At 62.3% G+C, this 14,468-nt stretch carries 15 protein-coding genes and 1 pseudogene; 13 read left to right on the top strand and 3 right to left on the bottom strand.

Going from position 1 to position 14,468, the window contains the following annotated elements; translation table 11 throughout:
- The first annotated feature begins 2 nt into the window (after positions 1 to 2).
- The 7 genes from NKH31_RS04595 to NKH31_RS04565 all read left to right on the top strand — a co-directional run bounded on the left by NKH31_RS04595 (position 3) and on the right by NKH31_RS04565 (position 5,573).
- On the top strand, positions 3 to 422 hold the full coding sequence (locus NKH31_RS04595) for a NusA-like transcription termination signal-binding factor (RefSeq protein ID WP_254863967.1): 420 nt from the start codon (positions 3 to 5) through the stop codon (positions 420 to 422).
- Between the two features lie 622 nt (positions 423 to 1,044).
- Positions 1,045 to 1,503: a response regulator gene (locus NKH31_RS04590; protein WP_254863966.1), complete on the top strand. Its 459-nt coding sequence runs from the start codon at positions 1,045 to 1,047 to the stop codon at positions 1,501 to 1,503.
- A complete protein-coding gene (locus tag NKH31_RS04585; protein ID WP_254863965.1) occupies positions 1,500 to 3,659 on the top strand; it encodes a bacterio-opsin activator domain-containing protein in 2,160 nt (719 codons plus the stop codon). The genes NKH31_RS04590 and NKH31_RS04585 overlap by 4 nt, the downstream gene beginning before the upstream one ends.
- Before the next feature lie 91 nt (positions 3,660 to 3,750).
- Complete coding sequence (ddfA, locus tag NKH31_RS04580) at positions 3,751 to 4,062, top strand: DdfA family disk-determining factor (protein ID WP_254863964.1); 312 nt, start codon at positions 3,751 to 3,753, stop codon at positions 4,060 to 4,062.
- 104 nt (positions 4,063 to 4,166) lie between these two features.
- Positions 4,167 to 4,367: a DUF7576 family protein gene (locus NKH31_RS04575; RefSeq protein ID WP_254863963.1), complete on the top strand. Its 201-nt coding sequence runs from the start codon at positions 4,167 to 4,169 to the stop codon at positions 4,365 to 4,367.
- A 161-nt stretch (positions 4,368 to 4,528) separates the two neighbouring features.
- Positions 4,529 to 4,957: a 30S ribosomal protein S12 gene (locus tag NKH31_RS04570; RefSeq protein ID WP_007699135.1), complete on the top strand. Its 429-nt coding sequence runs from the start codon at positions 4,529 to 4,531 to the stop codon at positions 4,955 to 4,957.
- 1 nt (position 4,958) lies between these two features.
- Complete coding sequence (locus NKH31_RS04565) at positions 4,959 to 5,573, top strand: 30S ribosomal protein S7 (protein ID WP_254863962.1); 615 nt, start codon at positions 4,959 to 4,961, stop codon at positions 5,571 to 5,573.
- Between the two features lie 149 nt (positions 5,574 to 5,722).
- Here the strand turns inward: NKH31_RS04565 and NKH31_RS04560 are convergent, their stop codons facing one another.
- Complete coding sequence (locus NKH31_RS04560; RefSeq protein WP_254863961.1) at positions 5,723 to 6,736, bottom strand: HypE family hydrogenase expression/formation protein; 1,014 nt, start codon at positions 6,734 to 6,736, stop codon at positions 5,723 to 5,725.
- A gap of 238 nt (positions 6,737 to 6,974) precedes the next feature.
- Between NKH31_RS04560 and NKH31_RS04555 the strand changes: the two genes are divergently transcribed.
- Entirely contained in the window at positions 6,975 to 8,180 is a 1,206-nt protein-coding gene (locus NKH31_RS04555; protein WP_254863960.1) for an MFS transporter, read from the top strand.
- Between the two features lie 21 nt (positions 8,181 to 8,201).
- On the opposite strand, the pseudogene NKH31_RS04550 reads toward NKH31_RS04555, so the two are convergent.
- Positions 8,202 to 8,663: pseudogene (locus tag NKH31_RS04550) on the bottom strand (DUF5781 family protein); the annotation flags it as partial.
- A 540-nt stretch (positions 8,664 to 9,203) separates the two neighbouring features.
- On the opposite strand from NKH31_RS04550, the gene NKH31_RS17850 reads away from it, so the two are divergent.
- From NKH31_RS17850 to NKH31_RS04525, 5 genes are all read left to right on the top strand, one after another.
- On the top strand, positions 9,204 to 9,986 hold the full coding sequence (locus NKH31_RS17850; protein ID WP_484496865.1) for a helix-turn-helix transcriptional regulator: 783 nt from the start codon (positions 9,204 to 9,206) through the stop codon (positions 9,984 to 9,986).
- Between the two features lie 182 nt (positions 9,987 to 10,168).
- A complete protein-coding gene (locus NKH31_RS04540; RefSeq protein WP_254863958.1) occupies positions 10,169 to 10,894 on the top strand; it encodes a hypothetical protein in 726 nt (241 codons plus the stop codon).
- Between the two features lie 48 nt (positions 10,895 to 10,942).
- Positions 10,943 to 11,815, top strand: coding sequence for an ABC transporter permease subunit (locus NKH31_RS04535; protein ID WP_254863957.1), 873 nt, complete (start codon positions 10,943 to 10,945; stop codon positions 11,813 to 11,815).
- A 5-nt stretch (positions 11,816 to 11,820) separates the two neighbouring features.
- A complete protein-coding gene (locus NKH31_RS04530) occupies positions 11,821 to 12,747 on the top strand; it encodes an ABC transporter ATP-binding protein (RefSeq protein WP_254863956.1) in 927 nt (308 codons plus the stop codon).
- Between the two features lie 20 nt (positions 12,748 to 12,767).
- A complete protein-coding gene (locus tag NKH31_RS04525) occupies positions 12,768 to 13,646 on the top strand; it encodes an ABC transporter permease (protein WP_343217299.1) in 879 nt (292 codons plus the stop codon).
- Positions 13,647 to 13,648: 2 nt separating this feature from the next.
- On the opposite strand, the gene NKH31_RS04520 is transcribed toward NKH31_RS04525, so the two are convergent.
- Positions 13,649 to 14,398, bottom strand: a complete 750-nt coding sequence (locus NKH31_RS04520; RefSeq protein WP_254863954.1) for a DUF5781 family protein — start codon at positions 14,396 to 14,398, stop codon at positions 13,649 to 13,651.
- Positions 14,399 to 14,468 lie beyond the last annotated feature (70 nt).

Below are 14,468 nucleotides of genomic sequence, written 5' to 3'. Positions count from 1 at the left end.
CGATGGCGCTCACGCTCGACGACGAGGCCAGGCGGTACCTCGCGCTCTTCGAGGACGTCACGGGGGTGTCCGGGCGGGACTGTCTGGTTCGCGACGACCGCTTGCTCGTCGTCGTCGCGCGCGGACAGATCGCCGAGGCGATCGGCCCGGGTGGGGAGACGGTCGGCCGGTTCGAAGATCGCGTCGGCTACTCGGTTCGACTCGTCGAGTACGCAGACGAGCCGGCGGATTTCGTCGCGAACGCGCTGGCTCCGGCGGCCGTCTACAACGTCACGATGAGCGAGAACGACGACCTCGTCGCCTACGTCGAGGTCGCGGACGAGGATCGCGGCGTGGCGATCGGAACGGACGGCCGGACGATCGAGGCGGCGCGGACGCTGGCCGATCGACACTTCGGGATCGACGACGTGCAGTTGACGTAGACGGTCCTGCGGGACTGGCTGTGATTCTTGAATCGGTAGCTGACGCTGGTTCGGTCGATCGTGATCGTTCTTTTCAACGCATCTCGTGGCTAGTTTCGCAACCGATTAGCGGTTGGACACGGCCCAAATCGCCCGATGAACGGGCCTGGTATTCGTATATCGAAATACCATTACTTGGGAACAGCATCCGGTGGCCCGGGATTCGTACACGATACGTTTGTCGGGGCGATCGGTGACGAAGCGATAACCGGTGCGATACGTCACCGTCGCCGTCGTACTTATCCTTCAAACTCGGGTACTTCCCTACCTGGACGGGCGAGCTGATTCGCCACCGACAGCTCGCTGCGTCTGGTGTTGACGTAGACACTCGCGAACGAAATTCGGGAATTCGTGAGAGTGTGGCCGTATCATTTTACGAATGTATCGTCCCCGTCCCGCTCGCTTTTGATACCGAGACACTGATGACGCAGGCGGCCTATACTACCTATAGCACTACCTATGAGCGACACTGTTCACGACTCTCTCAGGCCTGGATCGTGCCGGAACGGGCGGCCGTGTTCGAGTTCGCGGTTCGAGCGACGTGAGCGGGTCGAATCGGTGGCCGTCGTCGACGGTGAGCACGGTGGATGAACCACGGCGTACGGGTCGGCCCGCGGACATCCTGCTCGTCGAGGACAACCCGGGAGACGTCCGTCTCACGCGGGAGGCGTTCGAAGACGGCGCCATAGATAATACGCTGCACGTGACGACCGACGGCGTCGAGGCGCTCGACTTTCTCCACCGGCGCGGCGAGTACGAGGACGCGCCGCGTCCGGACATCGTCCTGCTCGATCTGAACCTGCCGAGAAAAGACGGTGACGAGGTGTTAGACGAGATACGCGCCGATCCGGGCTTAGAGCGGTTGCCGGTCATCGTACTCACGAGTTCGCAGGCCGAAGAGGACGTCGCGAAGTCCTACGATCTCAGGGCGAACGCGTTCCTGACCAAGCCGATCGACCCCGACGAGTTCATCGGTGTCATCAAGTCGTTTCAGCAGTTCTGGCTCTCGATCGTCCGACTTCCCCCGTGTACTGAGGAATGACGCGAACAGATCCACTCGATATCCTGGTCGTCGAGGACAATCCCGGCGACGTTCGACTCATCGAAGAACTGCTCGAAGAGGCGATGGATCATCCGGTCGTCACCGGCGAGCGAGAGGAGAACCAGACCCACGCCGTCTACCACGCCGATCGGTTGGCCGACGGCATCGAACGCCTGGACGAGTACGCCGTCGACGTCGTGCTCCTGGATCTCGGATTGCCAGACAGTACGGGAATCGCCACGCTAGAACGTGTCCTCGAGCGGTCGCGTGATACGGCGATCGTCGTCCTGACGGGCCTCGACGACGAGACCGTCGGCGTCCAGGCGGTCACCAGGGGTGCACAGGAGTACCTCGTCAAGGACGAACTCACGCCGGCGCTGCTCGGTCGGTCGCTCCGCCACGCGATCGAACGCAAGAAGTTCGAGCGAACGCAGACGGCGTTACACGACGCGAGTCGCGATCTCATCCAGGCGGAGTCGGCCGGCGACGTCTGTCGGCTCGTCGTGGACACGGCCGTCGAAGCGCTGGATCTTCCGTCGGTTGCGATCTACCTCTACGACGACGCCTCGAACGAACTCCGTCCCGCGGCGTTCACGGAGTACGTCAGCGACCGGTTGGGGACGGTCCCGTCGTTCGGACCGAACGACACGGCGATCACGTGGCAGTCGTTCATCACGGACGAGACGATCGCCCACGAAGACGTTCTGGACTCACCGCACGTCCACCGTCGTGACTCGCCGTTCCGAAGCGGTATCTGGATTCCGCTCGGCGATCACGGCGTCTTTACGATCGTCTCCGAGTCCATCGGCGGTATCGACCAGCAGACCCAGCAACTAGCCGACCACCTGGCGGCGACGGCCGAGGCGACCCTCGACCGGGTCGAACGCGAACAGTCCGTCAGGCGCCACGAGCGCGAACTCGCCCAGCAGAACCGGAAGCTGGAGGCGTTGAACCGGATGAACGGGCTCATCCGGGAGATCGACCAGGTACTCGTCGAAGCGACGACGCGCGCGGAGATCGAGGGAGCGGTCTGCGATCGATTGACTCGCGACGAGCGGTTCGAGTTCGCCTGGATCGGTGACGACTCCGGTGGCGCGGACATCTCCCCGCGAACCTGGGCCGGCGTAGACGACGGCTACCTCGATGCGATTTCGCTCTCGCTGGCCGAGGCAAACCCACCGCCGTCGGTCGAGGCGATGACGACCGGATCGGTCACCCAGACGGCGAACATCGGTGCCGAGTTAGGAAGCGCCCCGTGGCGAAAAGCCGCCCTCGCCCGGAACTTCCAGTCGGTCATCGCCATTCCGCTCACGTACGCGGAGATCACCTACGGCGTGTTGACCGTCTTCGCCACCGATCCGAACGCGTTCGACGACCGGTCGGCGGAGATGTTCGCCGAACTCGGTGAGACCATCGCCAACGCGATGAACGCCGTCGAGACTCGTCAGGCGCTTTTGACCGATACGGTCGTCGAACTCGAACTCACGATCTCGGAACCGGACGATCTGCTCGTTCGCGTGGCGCGAGAGGCCGACTGTCGGATCGAGTACGGCGGTATCGTCCCACAGGCTGACGGCTCGAACCGACTCTTTTTCACCGCGGCAGGCGCCTCTGCGGAGACGATCCAGGACGTCGCGGCGGACGTCCCGAGCATCCAGTCCGTCGACTGGATCAGCGATGGCGCCGAGGCCGATGGCGGGACCGAGCAACACCGGTTCGAGGTAACGGCGTCCGGACAGACGATCCCGTCGACGCTGGTCGAAGTCGGTGCGATCACCCGGTCGGTCGTCGCCACCGGTTCCACGGTCGATATCGTCGTCGAACTTCCCGACACGACCGACATCAGAACGTTCATCGATCGACTCGAGAACACGTATCCTGAAACCGAACTCATCGCTCGTCGCGACAAGGAGCGGTCCGATCGCTCTCACCAGGCGATCGAGACGATTCTGACGACCGAACTGACCGACCGCCAGCTGGAAGTTCTCCAGACGGCGTTTCACAGCGGCTACTTCGAGTGGCCGCGCGACCGGACGGGCGAGGAAGTCGCCGCGTCGCTCGACATCACACAGCCGACGTTCAACGGTCACCTTCGCGCGGCAGAACGCAAGCTGTGTGCGGTCATCTTCGGCCCCGAGGCCGCGACAGAGCACTAACCCAACACATGTAGGTGGTCGTTTGCCAACATACTACGAGTGTTGGAGAATCCCCTATCCATCGGCCTCCAGTACGGGGTGTATGGAAGCAATGACTGATACGCCTTCAGGTGCGGTATCCAACGTCTGTCGTAGCGGTGACGTGAGCGAAACGGTCGTGATGACGGTCGCCGAAGCGAAGGGCGTCGACCCGCTCGAGCTCGATCCGCTTTACGACGTTATCGACCCCGACGCGCTCAATAGTCTGTTTCAGCCGTCGGTCGGTTCGCCGCCGGCGCCGATGGATCTCCGATTCTCGATGGCTGGCTGTGAGGTCGTCGTCCGCGGTGACGGAGAGGTGCTCGTCACACCGCCCGGAACGGACGAAGCGCCCACGGCACCGGTTATGAGCAAGGACAGGTGAAATGCTTGCGTTCACGAACGTCGAACGGGCGCCACACGCCGACGTCGACGGACGAGCGTGGCGGCCGCCGATCAGGTCGAGAATCGACACACCGAGGGCCGTCAATGGACAGTGACGACGAGCCCCAGCCAACGACGCACACGAGCCAGATTTCGGCCGAGCGGTGCACGCAGTGTAACGCGCCGATCGACACCGGCACGTGGTATCCGGTGAGCAAGGACCGTGCAGACGACGGCTCGCTCGAACTGTACCCGTTCTGTGGCGAGGAATGTCAGCAATCGTGGCTCGAACCTCGGTCAGAGTGATTGTCGCCTCTCGGTGAACCGAGCGATCTCGCGCGTACAGAATCTCCTTCGAGTCGCGAAACGCCCGCAGATTCCGTAACGGCCCCCCGTCGAGCCCGCTCGTCGCCTCGTTTCGATCTCGAAACGGGGTGCTTAAGTGGTCGGGTCGGATAGCCTTCCCCATGGCAAACGGCAAATACGCCGCGCGGAAGCTGAAGAAGGACCGCCAGTCACAGCGGTGGTCCGACTCGGACTACGCGCGACGCGCTCGCGGCCTGCGCGAGAAGTCGGACCCGCTCGAGGGTGCGCCACAGGCCCGCGGCATCGTCCTAGAGAAGATCGGCATCGAAGCGAAACAGCCCAACTCGGCCATCCGAAAGTGTGTCCGGGTGCAGCTCATCAAGAACGGAAAGCAGGTCTCTGCGTTCTGTCCCGGCGACGGGGCGATCTCGTTCATCGACGAACACGACGAGGTCACCATCGCCGGCATCGGTGGCGCGAAGGGTCGTGCCATGGGTGACATCTCCGGCGTCAACTACAAAGTCGAGAAGGTAAACGGCGTCTCGCTCATCGAACTCGTTCGCGGCAACGCGGAGAAACCGGTGCGATAACATGAGCGCCGAAGACCAACCAGAACCCGAAGCGCCGGCCGGTGACGACGAGTCGGATCTCACCGCGAAGCTCTTTGGCCGCTGGGACGTAAGCGAAATCTCGTACACCGATCCATCGACCCAACGCTACATCAACGTCACGCCCGTCGCCCACACCGCGGGCCGTCACGCGTCGAAGCAGTTCCAGAAGTCCGAGATCTCCATCGTCGAGCGCTTTATCAATCGGCTGATGCAGACCGAGGAGAACACGGGCAAGAAACAGCAGACGCTGAATATCGTCCGCGAGTCGTTCGACATCGTCCACTCGCGAACGGACGAGAACCCGGTCCAGATTCTCGTTCGCGCCGTCGAGAACGCCGCGCCGCGTGAGGAGACCGTCCGCCTGAAGTACGGAGGGATTTCGGTCCCGAAGGCCGTCGACGTCGCCCCACAGCGCCGCGTCGACCAGGCGCTGAAGTTCCTCGCCGACGGCGCTCAGAGCGCCTCGTTCAAATCCGCAACCCCGGCCGAAGAGGCCATCGCCACCCAGCTCATCGGCGCCGCGAACGGTGACGTCAACAGCTACGCCGTCGGACAGAAAGAAGAGAAAGAGCGCGTCGCCGCGGCCGCGAGATAACTCGCCGAATCGGATCGTTTTCTGCTGTACGTACCGTCTTCCTCGCTGTTCGGGCGGCCGTTCTCCTTGCCACGGACGTCGGAGCCGTCTCTCAGGCCTACTACTCACGTAGGGTGTCGGTGCGATCGCTGACCGCACGGAAGTCTGGGTTAGCCTGACTTTTCGGCGAGCCGAGCGTACGCGTCCCAGGATGGGTCGACGCGAGGGTGTTCGAGGCGCTCGCCGTCGACGAACACGCTCGAACCGCGTTCGACGCGGCCGATTTCGGCCACCGGCGTCCCGCGATCTGCGAGCGCGTCCTGGACGGCATCGACACCGTTCGGCTCGACGGCGATCACGAGCGCGCCGCAACTCGTCGCCGCCCAGGGGTCGATCTCGAGGGACCCACAGACCGCGTCGACGCCGGGGCGCACCGGGACGGCCTCGCGGTCGATCGAGAAGCGAACGCCCGCGCCGTCGGCCATCTCGTTCAACGCGCCGGCGAGGCCGCCCTCGGTGACGTCGTGCATGGCCGTCACGGGGCCGGCCGCGGCGGCCGTCAGCGCGTCGCGGACGCTGTAAACCTCGTCGAGGCGGGCCTGGGCGTCTGCGATGATTTCGGCCGGAAGATCGAGTTGGTCGGGAAAGCACGTACTCAGGAGCCCGACGGCCTCCGCGGCGGGTCCGGACGTCAGCAGCAATCTGTCGCCGACGCGCGCCCCGTCCGGGCGGACGATGTCGTCGTGGTCGCCGACGCCCATCGCCGTCGCCGCGCCGACCCACGGATAGGAGACGTCGCCGTAGCGTGCGGTGTGGCCCGTCACGACCGACACGCCGAGGTCGGTACACTCGGCGTCGATCGTCTCCCAGACGGTCGCGAAGGTCTCGTCGGTCATCGTCTCCGGCAGGGTGAAACAGATCGAGAGGTGCGTCGGCGCCACGCCGCTGACGGCCACGTCCGCGAGAACGAGGTCCAACGCGAACCGGGCCGCTCGCTCGTAGCCCAGATCGGGCAAGATAGAGAGCGGGTCGGTCGCGGTCACGAGCGCCCGACCGCCGACGTCGACGACGCCGAAGTCCACGCCGTGAGTCGGGCCGAGCGGGACGTCCGCACGGTCGGCGCCGAGGTTCGACGCGATGGTGCGCTCGAAGAACGGCCGATCGATCTTTCCGAGGTCGGTCACGTCCGGAGCGTCGGCCGCCGCGGTCTTAGCGGTGTGGATCGCCGGCCGCGTCGCGCACCGGTCGTCTCGGGGCGGTACGTGTCGGGACGCTTCGCTCGGTGGCCACCGACCGGGAAATGAATTTATTGTAACAAAAGCTCGTCTCAGGGAGCGACTATGTCCTGCTGGACGGGAATCTCGATCAGTACCCGTGACGGACCGCCGAACCGACGCGACGATCCTGAGATACTACGGTTTCATGGCCACCGACTCGGTCGGGTTCATCTGGCCGATCTTCACGCTGTTCCTGCTCGCGAACGACCTCTCGTACACCGAGATCGGGCTATTGAGCGCCGTATCGGCCGTCCTCGTCGTGGTCTTCGAAATCCCGTCGGGGTACGTGGCCGACCGCATCGGCCGGCGAAACGCCCTACTAATCGGACTGGTCGCGATGACGGTCTCACTTCTGGGGTTCGTGGTAGCTGAGACCTTCGCGCACTTCGTCGTCCTATACGGGCTCTGGTCGATCTCGATGGCGTTTCACTCGGGAACTGCCGACGCCTGGCTGTACGAAACCCTTCGCGAGTCGCTCCGAGAAGTTGAGTTCGCCCGGGTCCGCGGACGCGGCGGAGCCGTCTACGAGTGGACCTCTGCGACGACGATGATCGTCGGCGGGTTCCTGTACGTCGTAGATCCGGTCTATCCGTTTCTCGCGTCGGCCGCGCTGCACGCGCTCGGGATCGTGGTAGTGGCGTCGATGCCTCAGAACGCGCGGTATCGTGACGGCGATCCCGACGCGCGACCCGGCGTTCGAACGACGGTGTCGATCACCGGATCGGTGCTGTTCTCGCGCGAGTTGCGGCTCTTCGTCTGTTTCGTCGCCTGCTTCTTCGCGGTCGTTCAGGCGACGGACACCTACATCCAGCCGATTACCGAAGCCGTGCTCGCCGACCTACTCGAGTCGGTGACCGTCGCTGGCAGGGACGTACCGGAGCCGGCGTTGCTCGGCGTGCTGTACGCGACGTTTGCGGTCGTCGGGGCCATCGCCAGCGACCGAGCGGGATCGGTCCGCCGGTGGTTTGGCCTTCGAACCGCTCTGGTCTGGATTCCGGTCGTCGTCGCTGTGGCGCTCGTGACGCCGCGGATGTTCGCCCTCCTCGCGATCCCCGTGTTCGTCCTGATGAAGGGCGCGTACGCGCTGTCGAAGCCGCTCGTCGCGCAGTACGTCAACGATCTCGTCGGCGGAGCCAACCGGGCAACCGTGTTGAGCGCGACGTCGATGAGCTTCGCGCTCGTTCGCGCGCCGCTCAAACCGGTCGCGGGGTTCGTCGCCGATACGACGTCACCGCTGTCGACCGTGGCGCTGCTCGGACTCTCCTTCCTGCTCGTCGCGTTCGTCATCGCCGCCCGTCGACGGCCGGTGGTGGTGACGTCGCGCGGTTCGCCGGCGTCCGCGGAATCGTAGCTAATCTCCCCGGAATACCGGTCAATCGGCCGCCAGCCGCGTTCCTTCGGCGTACGACCGGGTCGTCTCGACCAGCTGGCGCCGATACGAACTCGGATCGGGATCGTGTGAAAGTTCGCGAAACCGCTCGCTGTAGGCGGCGACGTCGACGCCTGTCGCGTCCATCTCAGCCGCGTGAGCGAGGTCGTAGAGGCGGTGATCGGGTTCGACGAGATCGTGACGTTCTGCGAGTGCGAGCGCGAACGCGGCGTTGACGGCCGTCATTTCCGGATCGGCGTTCGCCGACCACCGCGGGCCCGTCCAACCGGGATCCGGTCGGTCGGCAACGGCAGCCGCCAGGCTCGACTCGAGGTACGAGAGCAGCTTCTCGCCGGGACCGACCGAGAGCGTGATGTCGTCGGCGTAGATGTCCTTGACGTGGTTGACGATCTGATAGCAGTGAGCGAGCCGGCGACGCTCGACCTGCCGACCGGCGAGGGCGACGTCGACACGTACGCAGTCGGCCAGAAAGAAGAAAAGAGCGCGTGGCGGGTGCTGCACGGTAATGGTTTTCGTTCGGTTTTTCGTCATTTGTTCGTATGGAATTCGGCTTTTGCTCGATTCGGCCGACGCGTTCTTTGAGCGGCTGGTTATCTCTATCCTGCGCCAGCAGGCGTCGATGGCGTCCGCGCGAGCGATCCTGTTGCTGCTGTTCGATGCCGTCCAGATTACTCCTGAGGGCCTCCTCGTTTCAGAATTTCGACGACGAACTAGTCTTCGATGTCGCCGGCGAAGATTCCGTGTACGTAAAACAGCGAGAAGAGGAGCACCCACACGAGGTCCACGACGTGGTGGTAGAGCCCGAAGAATTCCACTGGCCAATTTCGTCGTCGGCGGGAGCGGGCTCGTTTTCGAATTCGGATCGAGACGGTCGGTTGGAACACGCGTTCGAGAAAAAGTTGCCGCTGTTTGGACAACTGCTATAATGAAAGCGAATTAATAAAACAGATAGATTTACACCAATTGGGAATGTAGCTATGGGAAATGTCCAGAAAGGACAATGCTCTTGGGACAGTCGTTGGCTCCTCCGTTCGAGTGCATCTCCTCACACAACTTGGCCAATCGCCACACACTGTCTCGCAACTCGAAATCGGGGTCGATGCAACGCGGCGGACGGTGCGTCGAAACCTACACCGCCTCGAGTCGGAGGGGTGGATCCGGCAGTCGGATGATCACTATCACGTCGTTTCCCTTGCGGACGGATTCGTCGCCGATCTCACAGAGTACCTAGAGCGCGCTGAGCGGATCCAGAATCTGCTCTCTCTACTCGACTATCTTCCCGAGGGCAGTCTCGGAATTCCGTCGGATGTGCTGGAGCAGTCCGAGACGGTTATTCGACGACCGAGTGTTCCAGTCGGACCGCTCGACAAAATAATCGATGCGATCCGGTCAGCGACTGTGGTGAACACGGTCGTGCCGAGTGTGACACGGTCGCTGGTCGCTGCTCACGAGACGGTCCTCGAGCGAGAGGACGAAATCGAAGTCGTCGTCGGACCAAGTGGGCTCGAAGGAATTCAGTCCTCGAATCTGGTCGAACCTTCGTCCGCGTGTTGCCACTCGCTGTACGCGTACGACCGGCCGATGGAACCGATTGGGATCGTCCGTGCCGACGATCGAACGTTCGTATTGATCTACGACGAGTACGGAACGGTACACGGCCTCATCATCAATTCCCACGATGAGTTCCGGGAGTGGGGATGGGAGTTCTACGAAAACCACCGGACCGACGCCGTTCCAGTCGATCCGAGCGACGTTCGAACGGACTAAGCGTCGCCTGTGGCCGACAGAGGGTGGCACACGATGGAGCCTGTCGTATGACAGTGAATATCATTATATTCAATACCAATCCTTATCTTACTGTCATGGGGGGTGACAACTCGAAACAGTCTGGAGTCGACCGGCGATCATTTCTCCGTCGCACAGGAGGGTGTACTGGAGTGCTAATCGGCGTGACCAGTATCGGGGCGGCCGCGGCTCAGGAGAAGAAAACGTGGACGTTTGATGCGGAGGTTGGCGGCATCCCCGGACTGAAGTCAGCGTCAATCGACGTGAAAAAGGTAGGCGATTGGGGAGCAGTCACTCATCAGTACACGTACGATCTGGCGGTGATAGAGGAAATTGGTCAAGTGGGAGCTTCCCTACAAATCGAGTTGCCGGATTCCGTGGCCGAACAGGCGGACAAGCGACAGCTATCCGTCGATCCGGCCGAAGTCGATCGGGTAACAGTGACTGTCGAACCACGAACTAGGACGGCTCAGGACTACGGAGGTGCGGATGGTCCCACACCGGTGAACCAGTGGAATTTGAAAGCCTGGGCCGAGACAAATTCCCTCGCCTGTGGAACGCTTGCTGAGTCGGAAATACCGATTGATCGACAATTCTCTGGGCCGGGGTTTACGCCCTACTTCGAAAACTCCACGCTGTTGGCCGAAGGTGGCGATTCGGCCTGCTTCACGGAATGGCATGTCGATTCAACTGATCACGGACACAGCAACAGTCATATCACCGGTGAAGCTTTCTTCTTCAACGAGGACTTTCAGATTGGGACGGTCTATTCGGATCACACGTACGACCTGATTGCAGGTGGTTCCTATGGGATAAACGTCAATAATTATGGCGCATGGACCTATATATTCGTTGACCCCAGAAGTGACACTGGTGTCGACAGCATCTGAGTACGATGACACAGGTTGGATGACAGAACTTCATACGCAGTTCATGCCATGAGAAAATTGCAAGCGGTTAATTCCGTGTACTGGTTCGAATTACGGCGCCACTATCGGTCAAGACGGACGGTGGCAACAGTAGCTATCATGACATTTCTATGTGTGGTCTATTTATTCAATATTCTTCGAGTCACTAACATCGCTCGAGGACGTAACGTCGGAACCACCGGTCATTTTTACCTCCAATCGATTAACCACGACATCCTCTATCCCACCGTCGCCCTGTCATCACTTCTGATGCTCGTTCTTGCGTGCTTTGCGACATTTCTCGGTGCCGGGACGATCGTCGGCGCACGCGAGGACGGGACACTCCGTACGGTTCAGTCGCTGCCGTTCGATCGACGGACAGTCTTCATCGGTTCCGTCTTCGCCCGGGTGACAATCGTCGCGGTCGTAGTCGTTGTGGTGTTCGGTCTCACGCTCGCCCAGGCCTACCGGATCGGTCTCTCCCCATCGCTCACGAGAGGGATCGGCTTCGTCAGTATCTTCGTCGCCCATCTGGCCGGGTACACTGCCGTGGGGGTCTCGCTGTCGACGCTTCGGCGTCGGCGCAGCGTCGTCTTCGGTGCTGCGTTGGTTGCCGTAATCGGCCTGCTATTGGCTTCCATTCCGCTATCGATGGTTTCGCCTCGGCTGACGCTTCTCGGTCCAGGTCCGATTTTCGATACGCTGGTAGCGGGTCTTGATGACCGCGTGTATACGGCGTTTCAGGTCGAACACGGCGGTGAACGTACGGGTCTTACCTTCTCCGTCGACGAACTCCCGTTGTTTGCGTCGACCAGCGCGGCCCTCCTCTCTCAGACCGCCTGGATCGTCCTCCCCCTCGCCATCGGACTGTACCGATACGAACGAAGCGACATCACCAACTGACAATCATGACAAATACGTCCCCAGCGATCGAAACTGAATCCCTCACCAAACAGTTCGGAACCGTCACCGCCGTCGAGGGGCTCGACATGGTGGTTCCCGCGGGATCCGTCTACGGCTTTCTCGGCCCCAACGGTGCTGGAAAGTCGACGACGATCGATATCCTGGTGGACCTCGTTCATCCGACGAGTGGCTCCGGGCGGGTACTCGGATACGATACTCAGTCCTCACCCGTCGAGATCAGACGGCGAACGGGGGTACTATTGGATAGATTCACTCCATTCGCGACACTGACTGCTCGCGAACACGTTGCATTCGCGGCGTCGACGAAGGAGGTCGAGATCGATCCGGAAGCTGTTCTCGAACGCGTCGGTCTTCTCGATGCGATCGATCAAAAAGCGGGCGACTATTCAAGAGGGATGTCCCAGCGACTCGGCCTGGCGATGGCCCTCATCGGAGAACCCGATCTGTTGATTCTCGACGAACCGACAGCCGGACTCGATCCGAACGGGGTGCCAATGCTCCGACAGGTCGTTCGCGAGGAGAACGCACGGGGGGCGACCGTCTTCTTCTCGAGTCACGTTCTCTCACAGGTCGAGGTGGTTTGCGATCGGATCGCCATCATAGACAATGGTCGACTCGTCGTCGAAGACGACGTTCAGAAACTCCGTGACGCCGTCGATGGCGAGATCGTCCTCCGCGCCCGGGTTCGAATCGACGGCGATCCGTCTGCGGTTCGCGACCAGATAGACGGCATCGACGGCGTTCGTGACGTCTCCCTCGAAAACGGCGACCTCGTCGTCGTCTGTGAAAGCGAGTCGGTGAGTGCACGCGTACTGTCCACGGTCGACAGATTGGGTGCAACAGTCGATTCGTTCGAGACCGACGGCCGGTCACTCGAACGCGTGTTCAATGCGTACACTGACGAGGTGTGAGCGTGGACCTGCGTCGATGGATGCGGATGACGGCGGTCGTCGCGCGGCGGGACGCACGAACGTTGTGGCAATCACGCGCCGTAGTAATCGGTGCTGTCCTTCTTTCGATTTTGATCGCCGTACGTCTCTGGACGATGGATCCGCAGGTGACAGGGGAGACGCCAGGACATTTCGTTGTGATCGACCCGGGCGGTGGTGTCCCGGAACCGACGACAGTCGTCGTCTACGATCTCAGTCGCTTGACTCCGGTGTTGTGCTCGTTCGTCGCGGTAGGCTGCGGTGCCGGTACGATCGCCGGTGGGAAGCAGACGGGAACGATTCGGACCCTGCAGTCACTCCCCGTCTCGCGGTCGAATGTCGTTGTCGGAACGCTGTTAATCCGGCTGGCGTCAGCCATGGTCGTCGTCCTGAGCGGGCTGGTCACCGGCGCAGTCGTCGCGGGATTCCGATTCGGGACGATCGAGGCCGGTTCCTACGCGACGTTCGTGCTCGCGACGCTCCTGTTCGTGACCGTACTGACTACGCTTGCCGTCTCGGTGTCGGCGGTCGTCTCGACGCGACTGCGAGCCATCGCGTTCTCGCTGGGGCCGTTCTTGATCGCGTCGGTAGTCGGCACCGATCGCGACGTTCCCCTGCCTGTTCGGTCCGCGTCGCCCGTCCAACCCTACCAGCTACTGGTCACTCGATCTCACGACCAGCTTCTCGCGGTCCCCCGTATCGAATACGCTATCGAGACGGGACGAATTGGCAGTACCGCCAACCCTCGGGCGCTCGGGACGGAAATCCTCGTCGCCGAGGCTCCGACCTATTTGACCGATCCGGGCGCGGTTATCATCCTGGCCTGTTGGATCGTCTTGGTCCCAATTTCGATCAGTAGGTACCGTCGTGAGGACCTGTGAGATCACTCCGCAGTAGGTATCTCCCCGCTAGCGTACGACCGGGTCGTCTCGACCAGCTGGCGCCGATACGAACTCGGGTCGGGATCGTGTGAGAGTTCACGAAACCGGTCGCTGTAAGCGGCGACGTCGACGCTCGTCGCGTCCATTTCCGCCGCGTGAGCGAGGTCGTAGAGGCGGTGATCGGGTTCGACGAGGTCGTGCCGTTCGGCGAGCGCGAGCGCGAACGCGGCGTTGACGGCCGTCATCTCCGGATCGGCGTTCGCCGACCACCGCGACCCCATCCAGGCGGGATTCGGCCGGTCGGCAACGGCGGCCGCCAGGCTCGATTCGAGGTACGAGAGCAGCTTCTCGCCGGGCCCGACCGAGAGCGTGATGTCGTCGGCGTAGATGTCCTTGACGTGGTTTACGATCTGGTAGCAGTGAGCGAGCCGGCGACGCTCGACCTGCCGACCGGCGAGGGCGAGCGAGAGCACTTCGGCGGTCGACTGGACGTGCGAGGGGTGGGCCTCCTCGTATCGAGCCATGTGGGCGAATTCGTGGATCGCGAGCTCCCGAGCCATCGCGGAGGAGGCTGCCTGACGCGAGATGTTGAGGACGTGGCGGTCGTCGTCGTGACCGGCCCAGGTCCGCTCGTCGGGATCGGCCCGGAGATGGACCTCGACCGGCCGATCCAGGTCGCACTCGGTTTCGAACAGGTCGCGGGCGCTGAGAAACGGCGAGGCCGGTCCCGTTCCTCGTACGCGCAGTTCCATGGGTACACTCCACAGGGTCAGCACGAATATGAGCGTTGTGCCGATTCAGGTCGTGCGACGGCCAATCGGC

Origin of the sequence: Halovivax gelatinilyticus, assembly GCF_024300625.1 — an archaeon.
Classification (GTDB): Archaea; Halobacteriota; Halobacteria; order Halobacteriales; family Natrialbaceae; genus Halovivax; species Halovivax gelatinilyticus.
The sequence above is the reverse complement of the archived record's forward strand: the minus strand, read 5'-3'. Positions and strand labels throughout refer to the sequence as shown.

What these genes read in the sequence shown, in the direction of transcription:
- NKH31_RS04535 (WP_254863957.1), top strand. Translation starts at nt 10,943, where the DNA reads ATGAGAAAATTGCAAGCGGTTAATTCCGTGTACTGGTTCGAATTACGG.
- NKH31_RS04570 (WP_007699135.1), top strand. Translation starts at nt 4,529, where the DNA reads ATGGCAAACGGCAAATACGCCGCGCGGAAGCTGAAGAAGGACCGCCAG.
- NKH31_RS04525 (WP_343217299.1), top strand. Translation starts at nt 12,768, where the DNA reads ATGCGGATGACGGCGGTCGTCGCGCGGCGGGACGCACGAACGTTGTGG.
- NKH31_RS17850 (WP_484496865.1), top strand. Translation starts at nt 9,204, where the DNA reads ATGTCCAGAAAGGACAATGCTCTTGGGACAGTCGTTGGCTCCTCCGTT.
- NKH31_RS04520 (WP_254863954.1), bottom strand. Translation starts at nt 14,398, where the DNA reads ATGGAACTGCGCGTACGAGGAACGGGACCGGCCTCGCCGTTTCTCAGC.
- NKH31_RS04530 (WP_254863956.1), top strand. Translation starts at nt 11,821, where the DNA reads ATGACAAATACGTCCCCAGCGATCGAAACTGAATCCCTCACCAAACAG.
- NKH31_RS04585 (WP_254863965.1), top strand. Translation starts at nt 1,500, where the DNA reads ATGACGCGAACAGATCCACTCGATATCCTGGTCGTCGAGGACAATCCC.
- ddfA (WP_254863964.1), top strand. Translation starts at nt 3,751, where the DNA reads ATGACTGATACGCCTTCAGGTGCGGTATCCAACGTCTGTCGTAGCGGT.
- NKH31_RS04595 (WP_254863967.1), top strand. Translation starts at nt 3, where the DNA reads ATGGCGCTCACGCTCGACGACGAGGCCAGGCGGTACCTCGCGCTCTTC.
- NKH31_RS04575 (WP_254863963.1), top strand. Translation starts at nt 4,167, where the DNA reads ATGGACAGTGACGACGAGCCCCAGCCAACGACGCACACGAGCCAGATT.
- NKH31_RS04555 (WP_254863960.1), top strand. Translation starts at nt 6,975, where the DNA reads ATGGCCACCGACTCGGTCGGGTTCATCTGGCCGATCTTCACGCTGTTC.
- NKH31_RS04565 (WP_254863962.1), top strand. Translation starts at nt 4,959, where the DNA reads ATGAGCGCCGAAGACCAACCAGAACCCGAAGCGCCGGCCGGTGACGAC.